The 24,271-nt window shown below is 70.0% G+C and carries 19 protein-coding genes; 9 read left to right on the top strand and 10 right to left on the bottom strand.

What is annotated here, in order from left to right; translation table 11 throughout:
• The first annotated feature begins 23 nt into the window (after positions 1 to 23).
• The 3 genes from AB0L53_RS06715 to AB0L53_RS06705 all read left to right on the top strand — a co-directional run bounded on the left by AB0L53_RS06715 (position 24) and on the right by AB0L53_RS06705 (position 4,725).
• A complete protein-coding gene (locus AB0L53_RS06715) occupies positions 24 to 962 on the top strand; it encodes a methionyl-tRNA formyltransferase (protein WP_357952236.1) in 939 nt (312 codons plus the stop codon).
• 176 nt (positions 963 to 1,138) lie between these two features.
• On the top strand, positions 1,139 to 2,692 hold the full coding sequence (locus AB0L53_RS06710; RefSeq protein WP_363991349.1) for a M28 family peptidase: 1,554 nt from the start codon (positions 1,139 to 1,141) through the stop codon (positions 2,690 to 2,692).
• 104 nt (positions 2,693 to 2,796) lie between these two features.
• Entirely contained in the window at positions 2,797 to 4,725 is a 1,929-nt protein-coding gene (locus tag AB0L53_RS06705) for a cytochrome c oxidase assembly protein (protein ID WP_363991346.1), read from the top strand.
• Here AB0L53_RS06705 and AB0L53_RS06700 read toward each other — a convergent pair.
• From AB0L53_RS06700 to AB0L53_RS06685, 4 genes are read right to left on the bottom strand one after another with little or no spacing between them, the layout of a single operon-like run.
• Complete coding sequence (locus AB0L53_RS06700; protein WP_363991343.1) at positions 4,642 to 6,573, bottom strand: hypothetical protein; 1,932 nt, start codon at positions 6,571 to 6,573, stop codon at positions 4,642 to 4,644. The two genes, AB0L53_RS06705 and AB0L53_RS06700, sit on opposite strands and share 84 nt — an antisense overlap.
• 29 nt (positions 6,574 to 6,602) lie before the next feature.
• Entirely contained in the window at positions 6,603 to 7,493 is an 891-nt protein-coding gene (locus tag AB0L53_RS06695) for a carbohydrate ABC transporter permease (protein WP_363991340.1), read from the bottom strand.
• Positions 7,483 to 8,355: a sugar ABC transporter permease gene (locus AB0L53_RS06690; RefSeq protein ID WP_363991337.1), complete on the bottom strand. Its 873-nt coding sequence runs from the start codon at positions 8,353 to 8,355 to the stop codon at positions 7,483 to 7,485. The genes AB0L53_RS06695 and AB0L53_RS06690 overlap by 11 nt, the downstream gene beginning before the upstream one ends.
• 11 nt (positions 8,356 to 8,366) lie before the next feature.
• Complete coding sequence (locus AB0L53_RS06685; RefSeq protein ID WP_363991333.1) at positions 8,367 to 9,737, bottom strand: extracellular solute-binding protein; 1,371 nt, start codon at positions 9,735 to 9,737, stop codon at positions 8,367 to 8,369.
• A gap of 101 nt (positions 9,738 to 9,838) precedes the next feature.
• On the opposite strand from AB0L53_RS06685, the gene AB0L53_RS06680 reads away from it, so the two are divergent.
• Complete coding sequence (locus tag AB0L53_RS06680) at positions 9,839 to 10,612, top strand: FadR/GntR family transcriptional regulator (RefSeq protein ID WP_363991330.1); 774 nt, start codon at positions 9,839 to 9,841, stop codon at positions 10,610 to 10,612.
• 137 nt (positions 10,613 to 10,749) lie between these two features.
• On the opposite strand, the gene AB0L53_RS06675 is transcribed toward AB0L53_RS06680, so the two are convergent.
• The 3 genes from AB0L53_RS06675 to AB0L53_RS06665 all read right to left on the bottom strand — a co-directional run bounded on the left by AB0L53_RS06675 (position 10,750) and on the right by AB0L53_RS06665 (position 14,600).
• Positions 10,750 to 12,195, bottom strand: coding sequence for a peptidoglycan recognition family protein (locus AB0L53_RS06675; RefSeq protein ID WP_363991327.1), 1,446 nt, complete (start codon positions 12,193 to 12,195; stop codon positions 10,750 to 10,752).
• Between the two features lie 127 nt (positions 12,196 to 12,322).
• Entirely contained in the window at positions 12,323 to 13,600 is a 1,278-nt protein-coding gene (locus AB0L53_RS06670; RefSeq protein ID WP_363991324.1) for an ABC transporter substrate-binding protein, read from the bottom strand.
• A gap of 127 nt (positions 13,601 to 13,727) precedes the next feature.
• Positions 13,728 to 14,600 carry an AraC family transcriptional regulator gene (locus AB0L53_RS06665; protein ID WP_363991321.1) on the bottom strand — a complete coding sequence of 291 codons (873 nt, stop codon included), beginning with the start codon at positions 14,598 to 14,600 and terminating at the stop codon, positions 13,728 to 13,730.
• A 104-nt stretch (positions 14,601 to 14,704) separates the two neighbouring features.
• Between AB0L53_RS06665 and AB0L53_RS06660 the strand changes: the two genes are divergently transcribed.
• Together AB0L53_RS06660 and AB0L53_RS06655 are read left to right on the top strand one after the other, a co-directional pair.
• A complete protein-coding gene (locus tag AB0L53_RS06660) occupies positions 14,705 to 15,535 on the top strand; it encodes a phytanoyl-CoA dioxygenase family protein (RefSeq protein WP_363991319.1) in 831 nt (276 codons plus the stop codon).
• Positions 15,536 to 15,698: 163 nt separating this feature from the next.
• A complete protein-coding gene (locus tag AB0L53_RS06655; RefSeq protein ID WP_363991316.1) occupies positions 15,699 to 16,661 on the top strand; it encodes a D-glycerate dehydrogenase in 963 nt (320 codons plus the stop codon).
• Between the two features lie 212 nt (positions 16,662 to 16,873).
• On the opposite strand, the gene AB0L53_RS06650 is transcribed toward AB0L53_RS06655, so the two are convergent.
• Positions 16,874 to 17,977, bottom strand: coding sequence for an ice-binding family protein (locus AB0L53_RS06650; protein ID WP_363991313.1), 1,104 nt, complete (start codon positions 17,975 to 17,977; stop codon positions 16,874 to 16,876).
• A 151-nt stretch (positions 17,978 to 18,128) separates the two neighbouring features.
• Here AB0L53_RS06650 and AB0L53_RS06645 point away from each other — a divergent pair, with 151 nt between their 5' ends.
• Positions 18,129 to 18,968, top strand: a complete 840-nt coding sequence (locus tag AB0L53_RS06645) for a L,D-transpeptidase (RefSeq protein ID WP_363991310.1) — start codon at positions 18,129 to 18,131, stop codon at positions 18,966 to 18,968.
• An 11-nt stretch (positions 18,969 to 18,979) separates the two neighbouring features.
• Here the strand turns inward: AB0L53_RS06645 and AB0L53_RS06640 are convergent, their stop codons facing one another.
• Entirely contained in the window at positions 18,980 to 19,819 is an 840-nt protein-coding gene (locus tag AB0L53_RS06640) for a universal stress protein (RefSeq protein ID WP_363991307.1), read from the bottom strand.
• Between the two features lie 162 nt (positions 19,820 to 19,981).
• On the opposite strand from AB0L53_RS06640, the gene AB0L53_RS06635 reads away from it, so the two are divergent.
• Entirely contained in the window at positions 19,982 to 20,542 is a 561-nt protein-coding gene (locus AB0L53_RS06635; RefSeq protein WP_363991304.1) for an MFS transporter, read from the top strand.
• 200 nt (positions 20,543 to 20,742) lie between these two features.
• Positions 20,743 to 22,173, top strand: a complete 1,431-nt coding sequence (locus AB0L53_RS06630) for a PepSY domain-containing protein (RefSeq protein WP_363991301.1) — start codon at positions 20,743 to 20,745, stop codon at positions 22,171 to 22,173.
• A 6-nt stretch (positions 22,174 to 22,179) separates the two neighbouring features.
• Here AB0L53_RS06630 and AB0L53_RS06625 read toward each other — a convergent pair whose 3' ends face one another.
• Positions 22,180 to 24,219: a M14 family zinc carboxypeptidase gene (locus tag AB0L53_RS06625; RefSeq protein WP_363991298.1), complete on the bottom strand. Its 2,040-nt coding sequence runs from the start codon at positions 24,217 to 24,219 to the stop codon at positions 22,180 to 22,182.
• Positions 24,220 to 24,271: the final 52 nt, after the last annotated feature.

The following is a 24,271-nucleotide window of genomic DNA, read 5'->3' as shown; positions in this document are numbered from 1 at the left end:
AAACATGGCAGAGAGGATCGATCATGCGAGTGGTCATGTTCGGGTACCAGACATGGGGCCATCGGACATTACGCGCCCTGCTCGACTCCGGCCACGACGTGGTCCTCGCCGTCACCCACCCCAAGAGCGAGCACGCCTACGAGAAGATCTGGGACGACTCGGTCGCGGAGCTCGCGGAGCGGCACGACGTGCCGGTGCTGCTGCGCAACCGGCCCGACGACGCCGGCCTCCTCCAGGCGCTCCGGGACGCCGCACCGGACATCATCGTCGCCAACAACTGGCGGACCTGGCTGCCGCCGGAGATCTTCGACCTGCCGCCGCACGGCACGCTCAACATCCATGATTCGCTGCTTCCGGCGTACGCGGGCTTCTCTCCGCTGATCTGGGCCCTGATCAACGGCGAGCGGGAGGTCGGCGTCACCGCGCACCGCATGAACGCCGAACTGGACGCGGGCGACATCCTGCTGCAACGGGCCGTACCCGTGAAGGACGACGACACCACGACCGACCTCTTCCACCGGACGGTGGACCTGATCGAGCCGCTCGTGCGGGAGTCGCTGGACCTGATCGCCTCCGGCCGGGCACGCTGGGTCCCCCAGGACCGCACCCAGGCCAGCTTCTTCCACAAGCGGTCGGTCGAGGACGGCCGGATCGACTGGTCCTGGCCGGCGGAGGACCTGGAGCGGCTGGTCCGCGCCCAGTCCGACCCGTACCCGAACGCGTTCACCCACCATCGCGGCGAGCGGATCCAGATCGTCTCGGCCGCGGTGTCGCAGGCCCGCTACGGAGGCACCCCCGGACGGATCTTCATCCGGGAGGGGGATGGCGTGGTCATCGTCGCCGGCGCGGACGCGCGGACGGGGCAGCGGCGCGGGCTGGTGGTCAAACGGCTGCGGACACCGGACGGCGCCGAGCACGCGGCCACCGACTACTTCCGCACCATGGGCGGCTACCTCGGATAACGCAACAGGCGCGGCCACCTCGGACAGCGCCACGACATGCCTGAGCGCCGGAGGGTGTCCGGTTTTTGCGGGGCCCGCTCCTAGAATGGGGTGATCATCTGACTGGCGGTCGCCAGGTTCTTCCCGGCTGATGGTGTCCGGATCGCACTACACCCACCGCCAGTTGGAGGAGCCCTATGCCTACCGTCTTGCGTGGGGGTGTCTACCGTGCCCTCACTGTGGTCGCGGCACTCACCCTCGCCCCTGTCGCCGCCCACGCCGACGCCGCCCCCGGCCCTGCCGAGGGGAGCCTGATCGGCTCCGGTGCCCTCGCGGCGGTCAAGGAGCACCTGCGGGCGTTGCAGGCCATCGCCAACATCCACCACGGCACCCGCGCGGCGGGCACCCGCGGCCACGACGCGTCGCGCGACTACGTGGCCGCCAAGCTCAGGGCCGCCGGTTACCAGGTGACCGTTCAGCCGTTCGACTTCCCCTTCTACCAGGAGCGATCCACCGCGCTGATGGAGCGGGTCGCCCCGGCGCACAAGGTCTACGCCCCGACCCCGCCCGACGGCTCCAGCCTCGGCGAGTTCGCCACGATGAGCTACTCCGGGCGCGGCGACGTCATCGCGGCCCTGCAGAACGTCGACCTGGTCCTGCCGCCCGGCCCGACGCCGAGCACCTCCACCTCCGGCTGCGAGGCCGCCGACTTCGCCGGGTTCACGCCGGGCAAGATCGCGCTGTTGCAGCGCGGCACCTGCACCTTCCTGGTCAAGGCACAGAACGCCCAGGCGGCGGGCGCCGTGGCCGCGATCATCTTCAATGAGGGCCAGCCGGGCCGTACCGCGACTCCGCAGGGCAACCTCGGCGAACCGGTCTCCATCCCGGTCGTCGGCACTTCCTTCGCGGTCGGCCAGGAGCTCGCCACGGGGGCGACGGTCCACCTCAAGACCGACACGATCAGCGAGGTACGCACCACCTCCAACGTGATCGCCGACTCCCCCTGGGGCGACCCGAACAAGGTGGTCATGTCCGGGGCGCATCTGGACTCCGTCCTGGAGGGGCCGGGCATCAACGACAACGGCTCGGGCAGCGCCGCGCTCCTGGCCGTCGCCGAGGCGCTCGGCAAGATCCCCACCCGGAACAAGCTCCGCTTCGCCTGGTGGAGCGCGGAGGAGCTGGGCCTGCTGGGCTCGAAGTTCTACGTGGAGCACCTGACCCCCGCCCGGCGGAGCAGGATCAAGCTCTACCTCAACTACGACATGATCGCCTCGCCGAACTACGCCCTCAAGATCTACGACGGTGACGACTCCGACGCCACGGGCGAGCCCGCCGGTCCGCCCGGCTCGGCCGAGATCGAGAAGCTGTTCGAGAGCTACTACGACCTGCTGCACCAGGGCCACAACGGCACCGACTTCGACGGCCGCTCCGACTACGGCCCGTTCATCGCGGCCGGCATCGCCTCCGGCGGCCTGTTCACCGGAGGCGAGGGCATCAAGACGGCCCAGGAGGCGGCCCTGTTCGGTGGAACGGCCGGCCAGCCGTACGACGCGTGCTATCACAAGGCCTGCGACACCACGACGAACATCAACGACCGGGCCCTGGCGCTGAACACCGGCGCCATCGCCGCCGCCGCCCTGGTCTACGCCTTCAAGCCCGTCCTGCCCGGCCCGGCCGCCACTGCGGAAACCGCGGCGATCACCGCGATCGACAACACCGGCGCCGAGCTTCGCGGAAGAATAAGGCGATAAATCCGCTCCTGCGGCCATCGAACCGCCGCAGGTACGCGGACGTACCCGTCCATAGGGGGACGCTTACCCAACGGAGGGACGCCCCCTGACAAAGGAGGACGCTGGTGCTGTCATCCGGGCGTCGGGCGCTGTTATACGCCGGTGTAGCCGTCGCGGTCGGCGTCCTGGCGCTGGTGGGCGCGTTATGGGTCGGCGGAGGCGGGACGCCGCCGCCGATCAAGGGACTGCCGACACCCGATCCGCTGACCGTCTGGGGAGTGCCGCTGGCGCGGCTGGCGCTGGAGGTATGCTCCGTCGGCACGGTGGGGACCCTGGTCGCCGGGGTGGTCCTGGTCCGGCGCGACGCGCCCGAGGCGAGCGCCTGCGTACGCGCCGCGGGCGGCTGGGCACTGGGCTGGGCGCTCTGCGCGCTACTGACCTACCTGCTGACGCTCGCGAACATCCTCAGCCTCCCGGCGAGCCAGGTGTTCGGCGACTTCACCCTGCTGAACTTCGGCACCGCCCTCCCCCAGACGCAGGCCATGCTCGTGGTGACGTGCACGGCCACGGTCGTGGTGCTCGGCTCCTCGCGGGTACGGGACGGCCGGCGGCCCCGGTGGGCGGTCGCCCTGCTCGTGGCCGCCGCGTTCGGCCTGCTGCCGCCCGCCTACGTCGGTCACGCCGCCTCGGCCGGAGATCACGACGTCGCGGTCTCGGCGCTGATGACGCACCTGCTCGCCGCGGCCGTGTGGGTCGGCGGCCTGGTCGCCGTGCTGATCCACTTCCGCCGCTCGGACCGGCTGGCCGGGGTCGTCGCCAGATTCAGCACGCTGGCCCTGTGCTGCTTCGTCGCGGTGACCGTGTCCGGTGTGGCCGGCGCCTGGGTCCGGCTGGACTCGGTACCGCAGTTGTGGACGACGAGGTACGGCACGCTCGTCCTGGCCAAGGTGACGGCGCTGGTGGCCTTGGGCGTCATCGGGTGGATGCATCGCCGCCGTACCGTCGCCGGGATCGCCGAACGCTCCAAGCGTGGCACCTTCGTCCGGCTGGCCACCGGCGAGATCGTGGTGATGGCGGCGGCCATGGGCCTGGCCGTCGGCCTGTCACGCTCCGCGCCGCCGACCACCGGCAGCCACGACGACCTGCTGGGCTACAACCTGGCGCCCTATTCGATCGGCCACCTGATCACCGAGTTCCGGCCGAACCCGCTGGTCCTGCTCGCCCTGGCGCTTCCGGTCATCGGCTATCTGGCCGGGCTGCGCAGGCTCGCCCGCGCGGGCGTGCCGTGGCCGGTGAGCCGGACGATCGCCTGGTTCGCCGGGGTGGCGGTGCTGGCATTGGTGCTCGCCGGCGGCGTGAGCGCCTACGCGCGGGCGATGCCGTCGGCGCACGCGCTGCACTACACGGTGCTCAACGTCGTCGGCCCGCTGCTGCTGGCCTTCGGGGCGCCGCTGACGCTGACCGCGCGGGCCATCACACCCGGCTCACAGTACGGCGACATCGCCTCCGCCATCCTGTACAGCCCCCTGGCCAGGCGGCTCACTCATCCGGTGACCCTCCTGGCCATCTATGTCCTGCCGCTCCTCGTCCTCTACGGCACCGAGTGGCTGGCCTGGTCGGTCATCAACCAGGCGGTCCACCTGCTCACCCAGGGCCTGTTCTTCGGCACCGGGCTGCTGTGTTGCTGGGTGCTGGCCGGGGTCGACCCGCTGCCCCAGACGATCGCGCGGCGCGATCGCACGCGGCTGCTCGCGGCCGTCGCCGCGACGCAGGTGGTGGTCGGCCTGCTCCTGCTGTACGGGCCGGTGCTGGCCCAGGACTGGTTCGCGCAGGTGACCCCGCGCGGCGCGCCGGGCGTGGCGGCCGGGCAATGGCTGGCCGGCCTGATCTACCTGGCGCTGCCCGTGGCCGCCCTCGCCCTCCTGGCCGTACGGATGACCCGGTCACAGAAGAGCGCGGGGAGGACAGGCTCAGTCCCACGGCTGCCGGTACGACGGCTGGTAAGCGTGCAGCCGCAGCCTCAGGGTCAGCGTGACGGTGGTGCCGGCCGGTAGCTCCACCGTGAGGTGCGGGCCGCCGACCGTGAGCTCGGTGGCGGACGGCACCGGCTGGTGGTGGATGTACTCGGTGTCGTGGCCGGTCCAGCCAGGCTCGGCCCCGGTCGCGACGGCGGTGGCGATCTCGTGCTCGCCGAACGTCCCCGCCTGGACGATGAGCACCCGGTCGTCGGTGGCCGAGAGGTTGACCAGCGTGACCACGGTGGCCTCCGGCTCGATCGCGCTGACCAGCGCGGCGACCTGCTCCGGCACGCCGGCGCGGCGGCGTACGGCGTCGAAGTAGCGGACCCTGGCCTGCTGCAGGCCGCCGTTGTAGATGACCTGCGGGCCGCCCCACATCGTCTGGGCCAGTGCCTCGGTGACCACCGGGTTGACGTTCTGCCACAGGTGGATGGCCTCCTCCGGCAGGTCCCGGTCGGCGTTGGCGAGCAGCAGCGCTATGCGGCGCCGGGCCTGGGCGTGCGCGGCGGCGAGGATTCGCTGGGGGTAGTCCGGGTTGTCGCCGCACAGGTAGGCGTACCACGGCTCCTCGTGCCCGGCCTCCTCCTTGTCGCGGAACGGCCGTACCGTCGCCCAGTCATAACCGGCCGCGGCGCGCAGCGCGTCCAGACGGGCCCGGTCCTCGGCCGCGCCGGTGTGGTGCCAGAGCGCGAACGGGACCGAGGTCTGGATCGGGTTGTAGTCGAACCAGCCTTTGTCGCTGTGCCGGTAGGGCACGAGCAGCGTGGCGGTGTCCACGTCCGAGCCGAGATGAGCGCGCCAGCGGCCCTGATTGGCCGAGTCGCTCTGGCTGAACGGCAGCTTGACGCCCAGGCCGATGATCGCGTCCAGCAGCGACCGGACCAGGTCGAGGTAGCCGTCGTCGCGCGTGGCCAGCGCGGCGCTGAGCGCGCCGACGGCCGTCGCCTGGCCAACGCTGTACATGCCGTGCGGCCAGGTCCAACCGTAGTGACCGCCGTACCAGCGCCCGTCCAGCTGGCTGCCGACCGCACCGTCCAGGCCGACGTTGTCCGGGACGATCCCGCCGTTCTCCTGGGCCCGCCGCTGCCAAGCGCCGACGTACTCGCGCAGCCAGGCGGCGTATCGCTCGTCGCCGGAGACCAGAAAGGCGTTGCAGACCAGGCCGGCCACGCTCAGGTTGCCGACCGCGTCGCCCCGGCCCATACGCTCGCGCATCTCCGCGCCCAGTCGCGGGTCGTCGGCGAGCGGCGGCACCGGCGCGTCGGCCGGAACCAGCCAGTCCAGCGGGTAGCCGTACTGCGCGGCCTCGGCCTCGGTCCAGGGATAGGCGGGCGTGTCGGACACCCCGTCGCGGGCTCCCCCGCTGCCGTTGTGCGGGGCCTTGATGATGCGGTGGACCGGGTCGTAATTGCCCGGGTTCGGCCGGTCCGGGAGATAGAGGTCGGCGAACCTGGTCGCCCGCTCCGCCCAGGCCGCCGGGTCGGCGGCGGTGAGGAAGTAGGTGAAGAGCAGGCTCTCGCCCTGGTGGAACCAGTCGTAGCCGATCTCGAACTCCTCGGCGAACATGCCGAGCTCGGTCATCTGGGCCACCACCCCCTCCCAGTGGTGGGCGCACGCGGGGAGCAGGTCGTCCGCGCCGCCCAGCAGGTAGAGCTGGGGCCAGTTGAAGAACGGTTCGAAGAAGTCGTCCGCGCCGTCGCGGCTGGACAGCCGGCCGGAGTAGCGCAGCGAGCCGTCCGGCCGGGTGTAGCGGGCGGAGAACAGCCGCCACCCGCTGTCCAGCAGGTCGAACAGCGCGCGCTGGGACAGCGCCCAGGCCGGTGGCTCGATGACGGGGACGCTCGCCGTGACAACGGGCGGGCGCCGGGCGGAGCTGTCGGTCATATGGTGCGTACTCCTCACCTCGTAAAATCTCATCCCTTGGTCGCGCCGGCGGTCAGCCCGGCGACCAGGAAGCGCTGAGAGAACAGGAACACCAGCAACACCGGCGCGATGGAGATGAGGGTGGCCAGCACCAGTTCGGGCGGCTGCACCTCGGCGTTGGCACCGACGACGGGGTTGAAGGTGGGGGTCGCGGCCAGCATCTGGGTCAGGCCGACCTGCATGGGGTAGTTGTCGCTGTTCGGCAGCATCACGTACGGCAGGAAGAAGTTGTTCCAGTTGTTGACGAAGCTGAAGAAGGCGACCAGCGCGACCACCGGCTTGGCCAGCGGGAGCGCCACCCGGAAGAAGGTCGCGGTCTCGCCGCAACCGTCCAGCCGGGCCGCGTCCAGCAGGTCGCCGGGGACGCTGGTGGAGAAGTAGATGTAGGTCAGGTACACGCCGAAGGGGAAGAACGACATCGGCAGCACGACCGAGGCCGTCTTGTTGATCAGCCCGAGGTAGCTGAGCTCCAGGAAGATCGGCAGCACCAGGGCGGTGGCCGGCATCAGCATCACGACCAGGGTGACGATGAGCAGCAGGCGGCGTCCGCCGAATCGCATGAGCGCCATCGCGTAGCCGGCCGGGATGCCGACCAGCAGGGTCAGCGCCACCGAGAGCGCCGAGTAGACGACGGAGTTCGTCATCCACGTCAGCACCGCCCCGTCCTGGAAGGACATGAGGTGCTGCCAGTTCGTGACGAGCGAGCCGATCGAGCCCGGTGACAGCGGATTGGCGTGGATCAGGTCGGCCGGGCTCTTGGTCGAGGCGAGCAGCAGCCATACCATCGGCAGGACGAAGAACAGCGCGAAGGCCAGCAGCAGCGCGGCGATCAGCCCTCGGCCGACCATCCGGATGACGCCGGGCCGTTGATCAGTCCGCATCGAAGAGACCTCCCCGCGCGACGAACAGCCCGGCGCAGCACAACGCCACGATGAGCAGGTCGATCGCGATCGCCGCCGAGCCGTTGAAGTCGTTCTGGTCGAAGGCGTACAGATAGGCGAGCTGGTTGAGCGAGTAGTCGGTCCCGACCACCCCGAAACCGGCCTGCGAGACGAGCTGCGGCTCGACGAAGAGCTGCGTGCCCGCGGCGAGCGACAGGATCAGCATGTAGACGATCCACTTGCGCAGCATCGGCAGTTGCACCCGCAGCGCCGTCTTCACCGGCCCGGCGCCGTCCACCCGCGCCGCCTCGATCACCGTGTACGGGATGCTGTTCAACGCGCCGTACATGACCGTGATCCAGCCGCCCGCGCCGGTCCAGAAGGCGATGATCGTGAAGATCCACGGCAGGTGGCCCGGCGCGATCACCTGCACGAACGTGTCACCCCACAGCGAGCGGACGAGGCCGTCGACCGGGCTCACGGAGGGGTCCAGCATGAACAGCCACAGCAGCACGCTCGACGCCCCGGCCAGCGCGCCCGGCACGTAGTAGACGAACCGCAGCGCCGCCCGCGACCAGCGCGAGGCGAGCCGGTGCACCACCAGCGCGAGCAGCAGGACGAGCACGGTCAAAGTGACCAGCCACAGCACAAGGTAGGTGGCCACATGGCCGACCGCGGCCACGAACCGATAGTCCTGGGCGGTACGGAGGAAGTTGGAGATGCCGGCGAAGCGCCCCTCGCCGTCGGTGAACGCCAGATTGAGTGCGTACACCGTAGGCGCGATGCCGAACGCGACCAGGAGCACCACGTACCCGGAGACGAAGACGTGCCCGGCGGCAGGCCGCCAGGAACGACTCCGCACGTGCGTAACGCTCACTTGGTGACCTGGTATCCGGACACCTGAGCCTGCTGCTCGATCGCCGTCTGCCAGTCCGGCAGCAGCGACTCGATGGTCTTGCCGGCGGTCTGGCCGGGGATGACGGTCTTGGCCCAGACCGCCTCCTGGCTGAACTCCGGCGAACCCCAGCCCGGCCAGACCTGTCCGGCCGCGGCGGCGATCGGGGCGGCGATGTCGCCGGCGTAGTAGCCGCTGTCCTGCTGCTTCTTGATCCACTTCGTCGCGGCGGCCGAGAAGGCGGGGTAGCCCGGTGAGAGGGCGACCTGGTACTCGTCGGCGGTGGCGACCCAGCTGATGAAGTCCTTGGCCGCCTTCAGGCGCGCGGTGTGCCGCGACAGCCACCAGGTGCCGCCGCCGACGTTGCCGGTCACCGGCTCGGTCTGGTCCGCCCAGTGCAGCGCGTCACCGACCGCGAGCTCGCCCTTCGGGGTCTTGATCGTCCCCTGGAACACCGCCCCGCCGTACCAGGCCGGGCCGGGCAGCATGAGCACCTTGTCGCCCTGGTTCTTGACGAAGTCGGGGCCGAACAGCGGCAGCATGGACATCGTCTTGTTCGCCACGAGCTTGTCCAGCATCCGCGCGGTCCGTACGCACTTGGCGTCCGTCGCCTTGACGGTGATCGCCTTGGCGCCGGTGACCTGGTTGGCCGGGCACTCGCCGCCCCACATGTAGATCTCCGGCGCCCACGCGTCACCGGCCGTGCCGATGATGTATCCCGGGTGCTCGGCGGCCACCTTCTCGCCCAGCGCGGTGTATTCCTCCCACGTCTTGGGCAACGGGTAGCCGAACTTGTCGAGCAGCTTCTTGTTGTACCAGAGCACCACCTGGGCCAGGTCGTTGCGCAGGCAGTAGACCGTGCCGTCGACGGCGCACACGTCGAGCGCGCCCTTGGCGAAGCCGCTCAGCGTGGCGTCGTCGAGCAGGCCCTTGTTGAGCGGGGCGACGAAGGCGTCATCACCCTGCGAGGCCCAGGAGGCGGTGTTGTTGTCGGTGGTGAACACGACGTCCGGCCAGCCCTCGCCGGCCCGGTTGAACAGCTGCACCTTGGTCTTGAGGGTGTTGGAGCCGTTGGCGTTGCCGTCGTAGGTGACGATGTCCAGCGGCACGCCGGGGTGCGCCGTCTGGTAGGCCTTCGCGGCGTCGAGCCGGGTGGAGTCCACCCAGACCACGAGCTTGCCGTCCTTCTGCTCGGCCGTGGCGAACCCGTACGGGGAAGCGGCGCCGGTCGGCTTCGACGAAGCCGTGGGGTTGGGGGGACCGCAGGCCGCCACGGCGAGAAGAACCGCCGCGGCGGCGGTGGCCGCAGGCACCGCACGGCGGTACGCGGCATGACTGCGTCGTCTCATTGGGCCTCCGTTAACGGCATGTTTCGAGATATGACATCATACGAATGACGTCGACACAATGGCCTATACTCAAGGCGCTGTCGTGATCAAGGGAGGGCACGTTGACTCAGCACGCGGAGGGTCCGTGGACGGACGACGCGGTGCGGCCCCAACCACCCGCGAAGCGGCCCCGCCGCGAGCGGGCCCCCAAACTGGGCACCACGGTGGTCGAGCAGCTGGTCGACGACATCATCCGCGGCACGCTGCGCCCGGGTGCGACGCTGCCGCCCGAGGCCGACCTGTGCGAGGAGTTCGGCGTCAGCCGCACGGTGATCCGCGAGTCGGTCAAGGTGATCCAGGAGAAGGGCCTGGTCCGGATCGAGCACGGTCGCGGCACCCAGGTCACCGAGCCGAGGCAGTGGAACCTCCTCGACGACGTCGTGCTCACCTCAGTGATCGCGCACGACGAGACCGCGGCCTTCCTCGACGAGCTGGTCACCGTACGCACCGCGCTCGAAGCCGAGATGGCCGCCGCCGCGGCGCTGGCCCGCACCTCCGACGACGATCAGCGCATCGCCGAGGCGCTGGGCGTCATGCGGTCGAACCTCGCCTCTCCCCCCGATTTCGGCGCCGCCGACGTCCGCTTCCACGACGTGATCATGGCGGCCTCCCGCAACCGGCTCGGCCGGGCCATCGTCAACAGCATCCATGACAAGGCCCGCACCAGCATGCGCTACCACGGCCAGTACAACGAGGAGGTCATGCGCCAGACGCTGGACGAGCACCAGGCGATCAGCGACGCGATCTCGGCCGGCGATCCCGAGGCGGCGGCCGCGGCGATGCGCACGCACATCCTCGACTCCTGGAACCGGCGGCGCCCCACTCCGGCCCAGTGACCACGCTGGCCGGTGATCACGCTGGGTCCGATGATCGCCTGACATGACGAAGGCCCCGACGACGATTCGTCGGGGCCCCGTTGTTTCTGTTTCCGGCTACCCGCGGCGCATCGCGCGTCGAGGCCGGGACGTTCCGGTTATCCGCAGTGCTCGGACGGGCTGTCGTAGGTGGACGCGCCGGCCTTGCCGCCCCATCTGACGCACTTGTCGGCCGCGTTGGCGCGGACCGGACCCGCGTAGTAGGCGAAGTTACCGGTGTCGGTGATGCGCGTCTGGCCCTCCACCTCCAGGTAGGCAGTGGTCGCCGAGGCCGTGCCGAGCTGGGTCTTCTTGATCGTGGCCACGCAGTTGTAGCCGGTGGTCGAGTTGTACGTCAGGTAGACGGTGCCCGCCGTGCCCAGCGCCGCCGAGTCGATCACCTTGAACCCGGTGCCGCAGACCGATTCGGCGGTGTGCGGGTTGGTGGGGCCGGTGCCGCCATTGACGTAGTTCATGTACGTGGTCCAGTTCCAGTTCGGACCCGGGTCGGTGTGGTCGGCGCCGGGCACCTCGCTGTGGCCGAGGATGTGCGCCCGGTCCTTGGGGATGCCGTAGCGGTCGGCGATGTTGCGGGTCAGCGCCGCCGAGGAGCGGTACATCGCGTCGGTGAACCAGGAGGCGTTGTCGACGAATCCCTCGTGCTCGATGCCCACCGAGCGCCTGTTGTAGTCACCGGCGTGGAAAGCCCGGTCCTTCTCCCTGACCATCTGGGTGATGGCGCCGTCCGACGAACGGATGACGTAGTGCGCCGACGTGGGGTTCGGCCGCGGCCCTGTCTGGAACCAGTCGATCGTCCCGGAGTAGGAGCCCTGGGTGACGTGGATGACGATGCGGTCGATCGCGTCGCTGGTCGGGCGGTTGGAGACGGCGTAGTTGGAGCTGTGCGCCGCCGCCCACGTCGCCCCCGGGTAGTCGACCGCCGCCGCGAGCGTGTTGGTCTTGCCCAGCTCCTGCGCCTTGGCGTAGGAGCCACGCTCAGGCTCGACGACCTGCGGCGCCGCCGTGACGGCCTCGCCCTCCGGAGTGGTGGCGCGGATCCCCTGGGCCATCAGGTCGTAGACGGTGTCGGCGTACAGCCGGGCGGCCTCCGGCGAGGAGGCGCCGCCGTACTTGGCCACCGCCTGGTACCACTTGGCGGCGTCCTTGCGGGCCTTGGCGTCCAGCCCCAGCTCGTCGGCGTAGGCGCGCAGTACGGCGGCGCCGCCCGTGATGTTGGCCGCGGCGTCCGCCTTCAGGGCCGAGACGGGCTGCTTGGTCAGCGTGGCCGCACGCTCAAGGGTGTGCGTGACGGGGTTGCTGACCAGGTGCATCACCCCGTAGCCGCCGGACGCGCTGGGCTGACCGCGGTGGCCGTCCAGGTGGGTTTCTGAGTAGGCGAGGGACACCAGCAGGTCGCGTGGCACCTCGTACGTGGCGGCCGCGCGGGCGAAGGCGTCGGTCATGGGATCGGCGGACGCGGCTCCGGCCGGTTGGCCGGTGAGCAGCGAGAGGGGGATGAGCGCACCGGCAAGCAGCGCGGCCGAACGACGGAGTCGGGCCTGCACAGGTTTCTCCTCAAGAACAGTTCCGGGGGGCATCGCAAGGAGTGGAGGCCGCACGCGGCACCCGCTGTTGATCAGCCTGCAAGCGCGGCGTACAGAATTCGTACAGGTGCCGATGCGCCCTCGAATCTCAGCTGCCGGGCTGGTGACTGCTCCAGTACTCGTCGGCGGCGCCCTGGATGTCCTCAAGGACCTTCTGGTAGCTGTCCGGCTTGACGAGGAAGGCGCCGAAGCCGTCCAGCGCGGCCGTGAGCACGGGCGGCGGCGTGGCCTCGAAGTAGCGGTTGACCAGGCGATACTGTCCGCTGCCCGCCGCCTTGCTGACCTCCGCGATCGCCTGGTCGGTGATGGTGACCTTGGGGTTGGCCGAGACGTCTCCCCTGGCGGTGGCCCACTTCTCCTGCGCGGCCGGCGTCACCCACCACTTGAGGTACTTCGTGCTGGCCTCAGGGTCGGGCGCCTTGGCCAGCGAGCAGAGCGGGCCGCTCTCGAAGATCATCGAGGTCTTGGGCAGCGCGGGGTTGACGTTCGGGATCGTGAAGTAGCCGTAGTCGGTGCCGGCCTTCAGATCGCGCTGCGTCATGCTCGTGTTGAACCACGTACCGAACGACACCATCGCGGTCTTGCCGGTCTTGAGTACGTCACCCGGGTCCGTCTTGTCACCGGCGTTGTTGAAGTATCCGGCGTCGATCATCGACTTCCACCGCTTCATGACCTCGACCACGCCGGGATCGGTGTACTTCGCCTGGCCGGTGGAGAGGCGGTCGTACAGGTCGGGGTCGGTGCCGGCGAGCAGCTGCTCGAACCAGACGAAGGAGAACAGCACCGAGGTGTGGTAGAACGCGGGCACCCCGTTCTTCTTCAGCGTGTCGGCGATCTTGATCAGCTCGTCCCACGTGGTGGGGGGCTTGAGGCCGTACCTGTCGAAGACCTTCTTGTTGTAGAACATCCCCCAGTAGGCGGCGTTCAGCGGCACGCAGTACTGCTTCCCACCCACCGTGTAGTACTTCGCCAGGTCCGCCGACAGGTCGCCGTTCTTGATGGCCTCCTGCCAGAGCGCGGTCGTCTCGGCCAGCTGCTTCTGGGCGACGACCTCGGCCAGCCCGCCGCCGGTCGTCCAGGTGAACAGGTCGGGCTTGACGTTGGTGCGGAAGGACGCCTTGATGAACGCCTGGTACGTCGGCTCGTCGGTGTAGCCGACCGGCTTCATCGACAGCCCGATCTGCTGCTTGGACAGGGCGCCCATCTGGTCGAAGTATTTGCTCCAGGCGCCCTTGTCGTTGTACAGCTTCAGCTCGGTCTTGCCCGCCCCCTTCGCCGTGTCACCGCTGGAGGAGCAGCCCGTGAGGGCGAGCGGGGTGACGACGGCGCAGATGGCGGCCATGCACAGTAAACGCGACCGGATCATGCCCGGCCTCCTGTTCGATCTTGGGGGGTGTCTCGTACGTGGGCGTCGAGTGGGGGCATGATCGCGTCCGCCGGGGGTGGATCGGGCGGCCGCACCATGCGTCCTTCGCCCAAGTGAAGTCATCTAATCACTTGATGTGTGGGGTGTCCAGGGCCGCCGGGACCACCGCCCGCCGGGTGGCCTCCCGATAGTCGCGGGGCGCCAGGCCGTATTTCTGGTGAAAAAGCCTGCCGAAGTACGACTGGCCGGAGAAACCGCAGCGCTGGGCGATCCGGCCGATGCCCTCGGTCGTCGTGGTGAGCAGCAGCGCGGCGTGCTCCAGGCGGCGCCCGGCGACGAACGCGATCGGCGTGCACCCGTAGTGCGTACGCATGGAACGGGCCAGATGCCCCGGGCTGACCGCGGCCATCGCGAGCAGCCGGGGCAGCCCGTCGCGCAGGTTCTCCTCGCGGCTCATCGCCACGCAGGCCGCCACCAGCCAGCCCGGCCGCCGGTCCACGGCGGTGCCATCGGCCCGTTCCAGGAGCGGGACGACCGCCGTCCACAGCCCGACCAGGTCGAGCACGCGCGGCACGCCCGAATAGGCGGCCAGCACGCGGGCGAACTCCGCCGCGACCGGCCCGTCCAGGTCGGTGCGCGCCGCCAGGGGAAGGTCGCGCCGCTCCCATTCCGCCGTGCCGGCCAGCCCGGCGAGGTCGGCGAAGGCGCGCCAGCGCCAACTGGGGAAGGCGATGTTGATGAAGCGCATCCCGTCGGCCGCCGTACCCGCGAACTCGTGCCGGTCGTGCGGCCGGACCAGCACCACGTCGCCCGCGCGCAGCGGCATCTCCGCCTCACCGACCCGCTGCGCGCCGGCCCCCGCGGTCACGAAGACGAACTCATGGAAATCAGCATGACTGTGCGGCTCGGGCCGGTCGCGACGGCCGCCGCTCACCGGCACCAGCGCCGCGTGGTAGGGCAGGCCGTACGCGAAATCCACCCAGCGCAGCACAGTCGGCATGTCAGGAAATTAATAGTTATGGGGCGGCGAGTGCTAGTAAGTCGGGGCGCGGAGGCCGAAGAATCCGGATCGATGTCCATCGCTCCCGCGCACAGGAGAACATCGTGACCCAGGAAGCCGACCGCACCCTTCAGGACCCCGCCCGCCTTCAGGACCACGCCCCCTCTCAGAACCATGATCGTCTTCAGGACTACGACCGCGACGGCTACACGATCTTCCGGAACGTCATCGACCCCGATCTGATCGCCGAGGCCGGCGACCACGTCGCCTGGCTCCAGGCCAAGCACCCCGAATTGCTCGGCGAGGACCTGGGCACCGAACTGGTGGCCGACGACCCGTTCTGGGTACGGCTGATCTCCGACGATCGACTGCTGGACATCGCCGAGCTCTTCGTCGGCCCGGACCTCGCGCTGTTCGCCTCGCACTACATCAGCAAGCCGCCCTTCTCCGGCAAGGCGGTCCTCTGGCACCAGGACGGCGCCTACTGGCCGCTGGAGCCGATGCGGGTGATCACGCTCTGGCTGGCCGTCGACGAGTCCACGCCGGAGAACGGCTGCATGCGGGTGATCCCCGGCTCGCACAAGGAGGCCCTGCACGAGCTGCGGCAGCGCGACGACGTCGCCAACGTGCTCGGCTCGGAGAGCGCCGTGACGGTGGACGAGTCCCAGGCCGTGGACCTGGTGCTGTCACCCGGCGACGTGGAGGTGCACCACCCGAACATCCTGCACGCCTCCAGCGCCAACACCTCCCCCAAGCGCCGCTGCGGCCTGACCATCCGCTACATCCCGACCTCGACCCGGATCACCAGCGAGGAACAGCCGTTCGTCTCGGCGCTGCTGCTGCGCGGCCAACCGGGCGCGAATGTCTACCAGCCATTCCCGAAGTACGTGGAAGGCGAGCACATGCCCTTCACCGGAGCCACCGAGCCACACTGACCCGACCTCTCCTCCCCCGCCCGCTCGTCCCCCGCCCGCCCCCCCGACTTCGCCAACCTCGTCTGCCCACCTCCCCCTGACTTGGTCAACATCCAGGTGATCTATGTTGATGGAGGGATGTTGTCCGTGCTCAGGCCGGACCCCATCGGGAGGAGAGAGCAATATGCAGGCGACGGCGCCGATCGTGGTGGTCACCCGGCCGACATTGCCGGGCACGGGTCTCGAACGGCTCGGCCGCGTCGCCCAGCTACGCCAGTGGTCCGAGGTCACGCCGCCGCCGCCCGAGCGGCTGCGCGACCTCCTCGCCGGCGCGGACGCGCTGCTGTGCCAGAACTCCGACCATGTCGACGCCGCGGTGCTCGAGGCGGGCGAGCGGCTGCGCGTACTGGCCCTGCCGAGCGCGGGCTACGACGGCACCGACGTCGTCACCGCGCAGGCCCGCGGCGTCGTGGTCACGAACACCCCGGGTGTCCTGCACGAGACCACCGCCGACACCGCCTTCGCCCTCATCTTGATGGCGCGGCGGCGGCTGCTCACCGCGGCCGACAGCCTCAGGAGCGGCGGGTGGACCGGGAGCCGGCTGGACGCCTACCTCGGACTCGACGTGGCGGGGGCGACCCTGGGTCTCATCGGCTACGGCGAGATCGGGCAGGCCGTCGCCCGGCGGGCGATCGGGTTCGGCATGACCGTCCAGCACACCTTGTCCCGCAAACCCGATGACGAGCTCTCCCAGGCGGTGTCCCTGCCCAAGCTCCTGAGCACCAGCGATGTGGTGTCTCTGCACGTACCGCTCACCGATCAGACCCGCCGCCTCATCGGCGCGGACGAGCTCGCGATGATGAAACCCACCGCCACCCTCGTCAACACCGCCCGCGGCGGCGTCGTCGATGAGGCCGCGCTCCTCGCCGCCCTGCAGGCCGGGCGGCTCCATTCGGCCGGGCTGGACGTGTTCGACCGCGAGCCGCGCAACGGCGTCGGCGACCCGCTGATCCAGCACGAACGCGTGGCGGCGCTCCCGCACATCGGCTCGGCCACCGAGGCGACCCGGGCCCGGATGGTGGATCTCGCCGTGGACAACATCATCGCGGTCCTGAACGGCGAACCGCCCCTGACGCCTGTCCCCTGACGTCCATGCTCTGACGCGTCTCTGACGCCCTGCACGCCCATCCTCTGACGCGTCTCTCACGCCCTGCACGCCCGTCCGCTGGCGCGTCCTCTGACGCCGTGCGCGACCGACCTCGGCGCTCACAGACGCCGACCGGCTGCGGCGATGCGGGATGACCTCAACGAACTGGTCATCCCGCACATCGCCCCGAAACAGTCAGCCGGACAGGATCGTCAGCCGGCCACACGCAGACGCGAGCCGACCGGGACGGGCTCGGGCGCCGGTTCGAGCCCGCAGTGGTGACCGCAGTGGTGGCGGTCGCGGTGGTGATGATCACGGTGGTGATCGGGTGTGCTCGTCCTGGAGGTGGATGTCGCCGTCGGAGTGGACGTCGCGGTCGCCGTCGGAGTCGACGTCACCTTCGGAGTAGCAACCGCCTGAGGCGTCGCAACCGTCTTGGGCGTCGAAACCACCTTCGGCGGCGTAACCGTCTGAGGAGTCGAGACCACCTTCGGCGGCGTAACCGTCTGAGGAGTCGAGACCACCTTCGGCGGCGCATCCACCTGGGGCGTCGAAACCACCTTCGGCGTCGGAGCCGGCTTCACCGGCTGAGCCGGGGTCGGCCGCTCTATCGGAGTCGGCACCGGTCGGACCGGTGGAGTCTCCGCGCACGGCGGAAGGGCGGGCGGCGTGACCTGATGCGCCAGAGGGCAGTCGTCCTTGACGGCCGTCTCGGTCCCGGGCCTCCCCCGATCCTCGTTGACCTCCTCATCGACCTCCTCATCCACCGGTACGGTCACGTCGGGCATGGCGCCGGTCGTCACCGTGTTGCCCACCTCCCAGAAGACGTTGCAGTCCTGTGCGCCGCCGACGAGTTCGACGTCGCTGTCCGGGCCGGTGAAGAACGCGGTGCCGATCTGGAAGATGAAGACGGCGTCGGGATCGCCCTGAGCGTCGAGGGTGACCGTGCCGGTCAGCTCGATCGAGGAGGCGGCCGTGTAGACGCCCGGTTCGAGGGTCATGCCCTCGAGATCGCCCGAGATGCTGGTGGCCGGGCTATCGCAGACGTCCTCGTTTTGGTGGCATGACCGCGGCTGGGCCGCTTTCGCGCCGGATGGCCATGTGGTCAGCAGAGCCCCGGCGACGACGAGCACGAAGGCCCCCGCCAGCAGAGAGACCCATCGTGACCGGTGGGAAGCGCGACCAGAGATTACTTCCATGTAGCGAATCTTTTCTATAGGGGAGCGCGCTGGATACAGCCGGCTTCCACCCGCGCAGCGAGGTGAAACGGCAAGCAACTCGGCATGATATTCGGGGAGATCAACGACGACGGACAACCGACCGGTAAAGGCGCGACAAAGCCTCTGCCAGTTATCAACCAAGGCCCGAGATCACCCGATAGAACGACTTATCACAATTCTCGGCCCAAGACGCTCAAGGCCTCTCCGTAAACTGCCCTTGCTCACTCCGGACATAGTGGAGGCCTTCTTGCGTGACCGCATGGCAATGGACAGGCACGGCAATGCGCGGCCGATCGCATGGAGCACGGCATTGGCCGCCATGACCATGGCCGCGGCCTGCGGAACGACCCCCCCGCCACCGGCCGCCGCGCCGCTCGCCGCCCCGATCCAGCAGGTCGCGCCGCTGCCGGTGTCAGCCGCGCAACGGGCTCGGCTGACGCGCTCCACGACGTACACGAGATTGCGCGGCACGCCGAAAGACACCGCTCCTTTCGAGCCGGGAAATGGGCACGTGACCCATCCAACGCAACCACAGGTGGTTTATGCCAGCCCCGGCGGCGCACCGGTGGGGATATTGCCGACCACTTCAGTTGGCGGTCCGGTATGGGTGCCCATAGTGGAAGAGCAACCGGGATGGGTACGCGTTATGCTGCCGAGCCGCCCGAATCTGTCGACGGGCTGGATATATACCGCTGGCGGCGGGTTGCGGAATGCCTACAGCCCTTATTACGTACGCATCGATTTGGCCGCTCATCAACTCACGGTGTTCAAGTCCGATCGCAGTCTGGGCACGTGGAAAGTCGCCACCGGCGCCCCGTCGACCCCCACGCCAACGGGACGGACGTTCCTGCTCGCCTCACTGACTCCGGAGGATGCGACGTACAGCCCGCGCATGCTCGCCCTGGGCTCGCACTCGGCCGTCCTCCAGACCTTCGACGGCGGACCCGGCACGATCGGGCTGCACGGCTGGCCGGACGAGAGCGTGTTCGGGCAAGAGGTCAGTCACGGTTGCGTCCGGGTCCCGGCCCCCGCCCTGCGCGTCCTGGCACGTGTCCCGTTGGGCAGCGCCGTCGTCATCAACCCGTGAACGCCCGGCCCTCAACCGAGGTCGTCCTGCTTGTTCCGGACCACGGCGAGCGGGCATGGGGAGTGGTGCAGCATGGCCTGGCTGACCGAGCCCATGACCATGCCGGCGAACGCGCCGTGCCCGTGCGAGCCGACCACGAGCAGGTCGGCGCCCTCAGCGGCCTGACGCAGCACCTCCACGGGGTGACCGTGCACGGCCTCCTCGATCACCTCGACGTCGGGATGATCCTGACGGTGTCCGGCCAGCGCCTCTCGCAGGATCAGCCGCCCGTCCCGCTCATCCTCCTCGCTCGTGGGCTGGAACCCGCTCCAGGCGTGTACGGCCCGCAGGGTCACACCCCGCAGCTCCGCCTCGGAGAAGGCGAAGTCCAGCACCCGGCGGCGAGTCCGCGGCGAGCCGTTCACCCCCGCCACCAGCTCGCCGCGCGGAAGGGACGGCAACTGCCGCACGACGACCACGTCGCACGGGGCGTGCCCGGCCACCCCGTACGCCACGGACCCCACCAGCAGCCCGCGCACTCCCCCGAGCCCGTGGCTGCCGATGACGAGCAGCTCGGCCTCCTTCGCGGCCTCGATCAGGGCGGCTCGGGGATCGCCGGGCAGCAGCATCGTCCTGATGCCGATCTTCGGGTGCTCGCCACGCGCCCGGTCCTCGGCTGCGGCCAACGCCATCTCGCCCCCGTCGCGCATCCACTGGGCCACGGCGGCATAGCGACCGGGCGCCGTCTCGCAGGCCCATCCCGGCATGGCGTGCACCACGGTCAGTGGCACCTCGCGCAGCGCGGCCTCCCTGGCGCCCCATCCAACGGCCTCGAGCCCCGCCCGCGAGCCGTCCACCCCGACAATGATCATGATCTGCCCCCGTTCGACATCCCCTTCTCCGACACCCCTACCCGGCGATCCGAAATTTCCGCAGGTCAAGCCGGTGGAGCTCATGGGACCACCGCCCATTACGGCGTGATCGAACCGAGACACCCGCTGGGCCGTATCTGCACATGTGAGCGGTGATCGCGCGTGAGCGCCGATCGGAACGAGCCCGCCGGACGTGTCGTGCGCGCGGCGGTGTTCGCGGTCGTCTGCGTGTACGCCGCGCTGGGCATGCACGTGCTGGCCGGTGGCACGGGCGCCGGCCTGGGGATCGTCGCCGCCGCCACCGCCGTGACCGGCGCGGGGGCGTACGTCCTCGCCCGTCGGCGACGGAGTATGGGAACGCTGCTCGTCACCTCCTTCGCCGCGCAGTACGGCATGCACCACCTCTTCGGCCCCGGCCCCGGCCCCGGCCTTCCGCTGACGGGACACCACCTCGGCGGGCTGTCCGCGGGGATCGGGATGCTGCTGGCGCACGTGCTGGTCGCCAGCGTGTCCGCCTGGTGGCTGGAGCGCGGGGAGACGGCGCTGGCCACGCTGCTGTTCCTGCTGGCCTGCTCGCTGCGCGACCTGTGGCGCCCGCTGACCGACCTGCTCGTGCCGACCTCGACGCCGCGCCGCGTGGCGCCGGTCGTGGCGGTCACGCCGGGGATGCCCGCCGCCCAGGTGCTGGCCTGGGAGCTGTGCCGCCGGGGGCCGCCTCAGTAGGCGACGCCTGCTGAAGCTGACCATTTACCGGCGCCGTGTGCCGCCGGGACCGACCGCGTGCATCGCCGTCGTCGTACCCGGAAACCGCAGGTCCGGTCCGTCATGACCGCCTCCGCTGTTCGCGGCTCGATCGCGCGGTCATGACCGCCCCCGCTGTTCGCGCGCCCCGAGACGGGCGCGTCTCCGGAATGGAGAACCCCATGACCTCTGTAGAGGTACGGCCGCCGACCGTCCAGCCCACCCCGGCCCTGTCATCCCAGCGCTATCGCATCATCTGGCGCTGGCATTTCTACGCCGGGCTGTTCGTCGCCCCCGTTCTGCTCATCCTCGCCATAACCGGGTCGATCTACCTGTTCAAGGAGCCGTTCGAGGAGTGGCACTACGCCGACGTCCGCACGCTCGCCGCGCCGGTAACTACCGCGAAGCCCCTGTCGGAGCAGATCGCCGCCGCCCGCCAGGCACGGCCCGGCGCGGCCGTCATGTCGGTCATCCCGCCCACCGCCCCGGACCGGACCACCCGGGTCATTCTGCAGGGCGCCGACACCGGCCCCTTCGCTCAGGGCGTCTCGGTCTACGTCGATCCGGCCACGGCCCGCGTGGTGGGGCAGATCGACGACGGCACCACCTTCATGCGCGTCATACGCACCATCCACGGTGAGCTGATGGCGGGCACCATCGGCGACCGGGTCGTGGAGATCGCCGCGTGCTGGGCGCTGATCCTCATCGCCACCGGCACGTACCTGTGGTGGAGCGGGCGACGTACCCACAAGCGGGCCAAGCGGTCGGGGCGCGGCCGGCTGCGCCGCCTGCACACCCTCACCGGAGTCGGCGCCGGAGCGGCGGTCGTCTTCCTCGTCCTGACCGGCCTGCCCTGGTCAGGCGTGTGGGGTGACGGCCTGCAGCGCATCCAGGACAGCACCGGTTCGACCACTCCCAGCGCGGACTCCTTCCCCAACACCTCGACGCTGTCCGGAGACCTGTCCACCAACCCCGACGCCAAGGTGCCCTGGTCCGCCGAACGACTCCCCGTACCGCAGTCCGAAGGTCACGCCGCGCACGAAACGGCGGGCGGCGTGCTGCAACCGGGTGCCCTGCCCATCGAGCGGGCCCTGGCCGCCGCCCGGCCGGTCCTGCGCGACTGCGCGCCCGCCGAATGCGACATCAAGGTCCTCCTCCCCAAGGACGCGAAGGGCGTCTACACCGTCGTGACCGACAACCGCCGTGACCCGGCCGCCGCGCAGACGCTCCACGTCGACCAGTACAGCGGCCGGGTGCTCGTCTCCTACGGCTGGGCCGAGTACGGCATCATGGCCAAAGCCGTCGAACAGGGCATCGCCCTGCACGAGGGCCGCCGCTACGGCACCGTCAACCTGCTCGTCATGCTCGCCGCCTGCCTGTCCCTGATCACGCTCGTGGTCACCGGCGCGTGGATGTGGTGGAAGCGCCGCCCGCGCGGGCGAGCGGGAGCGCCCGCCCGCGCCACCAACAGGCGCAGCGCGTACGGAGTGATCGCCGTCATGGCGGTGCTCGGCCTGCTGTTCCCGCTGGCGGGGGTCACCATGGCGGCCGTGCTGCTGCTCGACTGGCTGGTGCTCCGGCGGATACCGGCGGTGGCGCGGGTGATCGGCTGACGCCCGTCACGGCTCGCGATAGTCAGCGGCGACCCCGATCAGCGAGATGAGCCCGGAGGCGAACTCCATCGCCTCCGCGTGCCCCTCGCTGAACGGCGGCTGGAACCCCACTCCCTCCCACATCCGGGTCGTGGGGTTCCACAGGTCGCTGCCGACCTCGAAGTCCCAGCCGAAGACGCCGTGGTCGTACCAGAGCTCGTCCGCGGAGTTGCCCGCCGCCGAATACAGCACGTCGGTCACCGGCCCGGTCTGCTGGGGCCAGGTGACCGTGCCTCGTTCGGCGGCGATGGCCTGCTCGATGGTGCGGGCCGAACGCAGGAAGTACGCCTCCTGCCGGGGTGTGGGCCGGGGCAGGGTGACGCGGCCGTCGAGTTTGTAGGCGCCCGGCGGCCACATGAAGTAGCCGCCGTAGCTGTGGACGTTCATCGCGAACTTGATGTTGCGATACCGCTGCGCCAGCCACATGACGTTGCGGCTCTCGGGCTCGGAATGTTCGGCGGGCCCGGCGTACGTACCGCTCTGGCAGCCGGCCGAGGCGCCGAAGTACCCGTCCGACAGGGAGCCCACTGCGTAGTTGCGGTTGACGTCCACTCCCCAGGTGTTGCGGAGCGCCGGGTCGGACTGCTGGGCGGGGCAGTGGTTGGTCATGTTCTTACGCTGGGAGTTGAAGTCGTAGAAGCTGTAGTTCGCGCCGTCGGGGTTGACCGTGGGCACAATGAAGATGTCGGTGCGCTTCAGCAGCTCCCGTGTCGCCGCGTCGCGCGCGTAGTTGCGCAGCAGCCGCTCCGCCGCCTCGATGGTGACCAGCGGGCCCACCCATTCCCTGGCGTGTTCCTGCGCGTAGGCGAGCACTCCGGTGCGCGAGCCATCCCGGTGTACGCCGACGCGCAGGGCCAGCACCCGCCACGGCGCGCGGGGGACGTCGGCCGGTGCCTTGAGGAAGTCGCTCAGCTGGGTGAGCGGGGCGGGCGCCATGACGCCCTGTCCCGCGTCGGTGCGGTAGGTCGTGGCCTTGACGGCGATGCCCGGCGTCGCGTTGATCGCCGCGACCACCTGGGCCGCGGTGCTGGTGGGCGTGCCGGAGCCGTCGGTGGCCAGGCTGACGGTGATCTGCTTGCCGTTCACCGTCACCTGCAACTGCCGGTCGGGCGCGCCGGGGGTGACGAGCTCGATGGCCAGGTCGTTGCCGCCCTCGGAGCCGTAGGCGTTCGAGGTGACCACGACGGCGGCGCCGGGCGGGGTGCCGATCAGGGCTTGGGCGTTGCGCCGGTAGCCGTTGGTCGGGTTCGGCAGCGTGATGATGTCGGTGAGCTTGGGGAAGCGCCGGTGCAGCGCCTTGACCCGCTCGTTGAGCTGGGTCGGTGGCATGTACTGGCTGACGAAGTCCTTCTCGTAGCCGGGACCCTGGCGGTCGGGCCGCTCCCCGTCGGGCCACTCCTGTACCCGCGCGTCCGCCTTGCCACCGGCCGTCGACGTGACGGTGACCCACTGCGGCCGGTTCTCCGCCGGCACGGGGGTGCTGAGCTGGTGGCCCAGGTAGGCGCCCGCGTCGACGTACGGCACCATCGGCACCTGACCGCCCGAACCGCCCTTGCCCGTCCAGCTCACGTTGAGCGTGGCTGCCGCCCCCGCGCTGCTGGACGCCTCGACCGACAGGAAGTAGCCGTCGCGGCTCCTGAACCACACCGCCCGCTCGATGACCAGCTGATCCGGCACGGCGGCGCCCTTCGGCGTTGCCTGGGGACGAGACGGCGTGCCGGGCGCCAGGGTCGCGCCGAGCGCGGCGAGCGCCGTCAGCTGGCTCGGCGTGACGACCGCGTCGACCTGGACGCTGCCGTCCGCCTGTGGGCGTACCCGCTCAGTGAGGTCCGCCCCCGAGGCGGTCAGCCGCTCCATCGTGGCCTGGTCCGGCACGGAGAGTGTGACCAGCGAGGCCGGCTCCGGGTCGGACGGCCCGGCGACCGCCGGGACGGACTGTCCCGAGGTCAGGAACGTCGTGAGAAGAACGATCGCCAGAACGACTGCGGACGCCCGTAAGCCACGCATCGGCTCCTCCTGGATCACCGGTATGGAGATCAGTGAAAGCCGACATGACAAA

The sequence above is a fragment of the Nonomuraea sp. NPDC052129 genome (genome assembly GCF_040680095.1).
Lineage (GTDB): Bacteria > Actinomycetota > Actinomycetes > Streptosporangiales > Streptosporangiaceae > Nonomuraea.
Note: the sequence above shows the minus strand (reverse complement) of the source record. Positions and strands in the feature narration are given on the sequence as shown.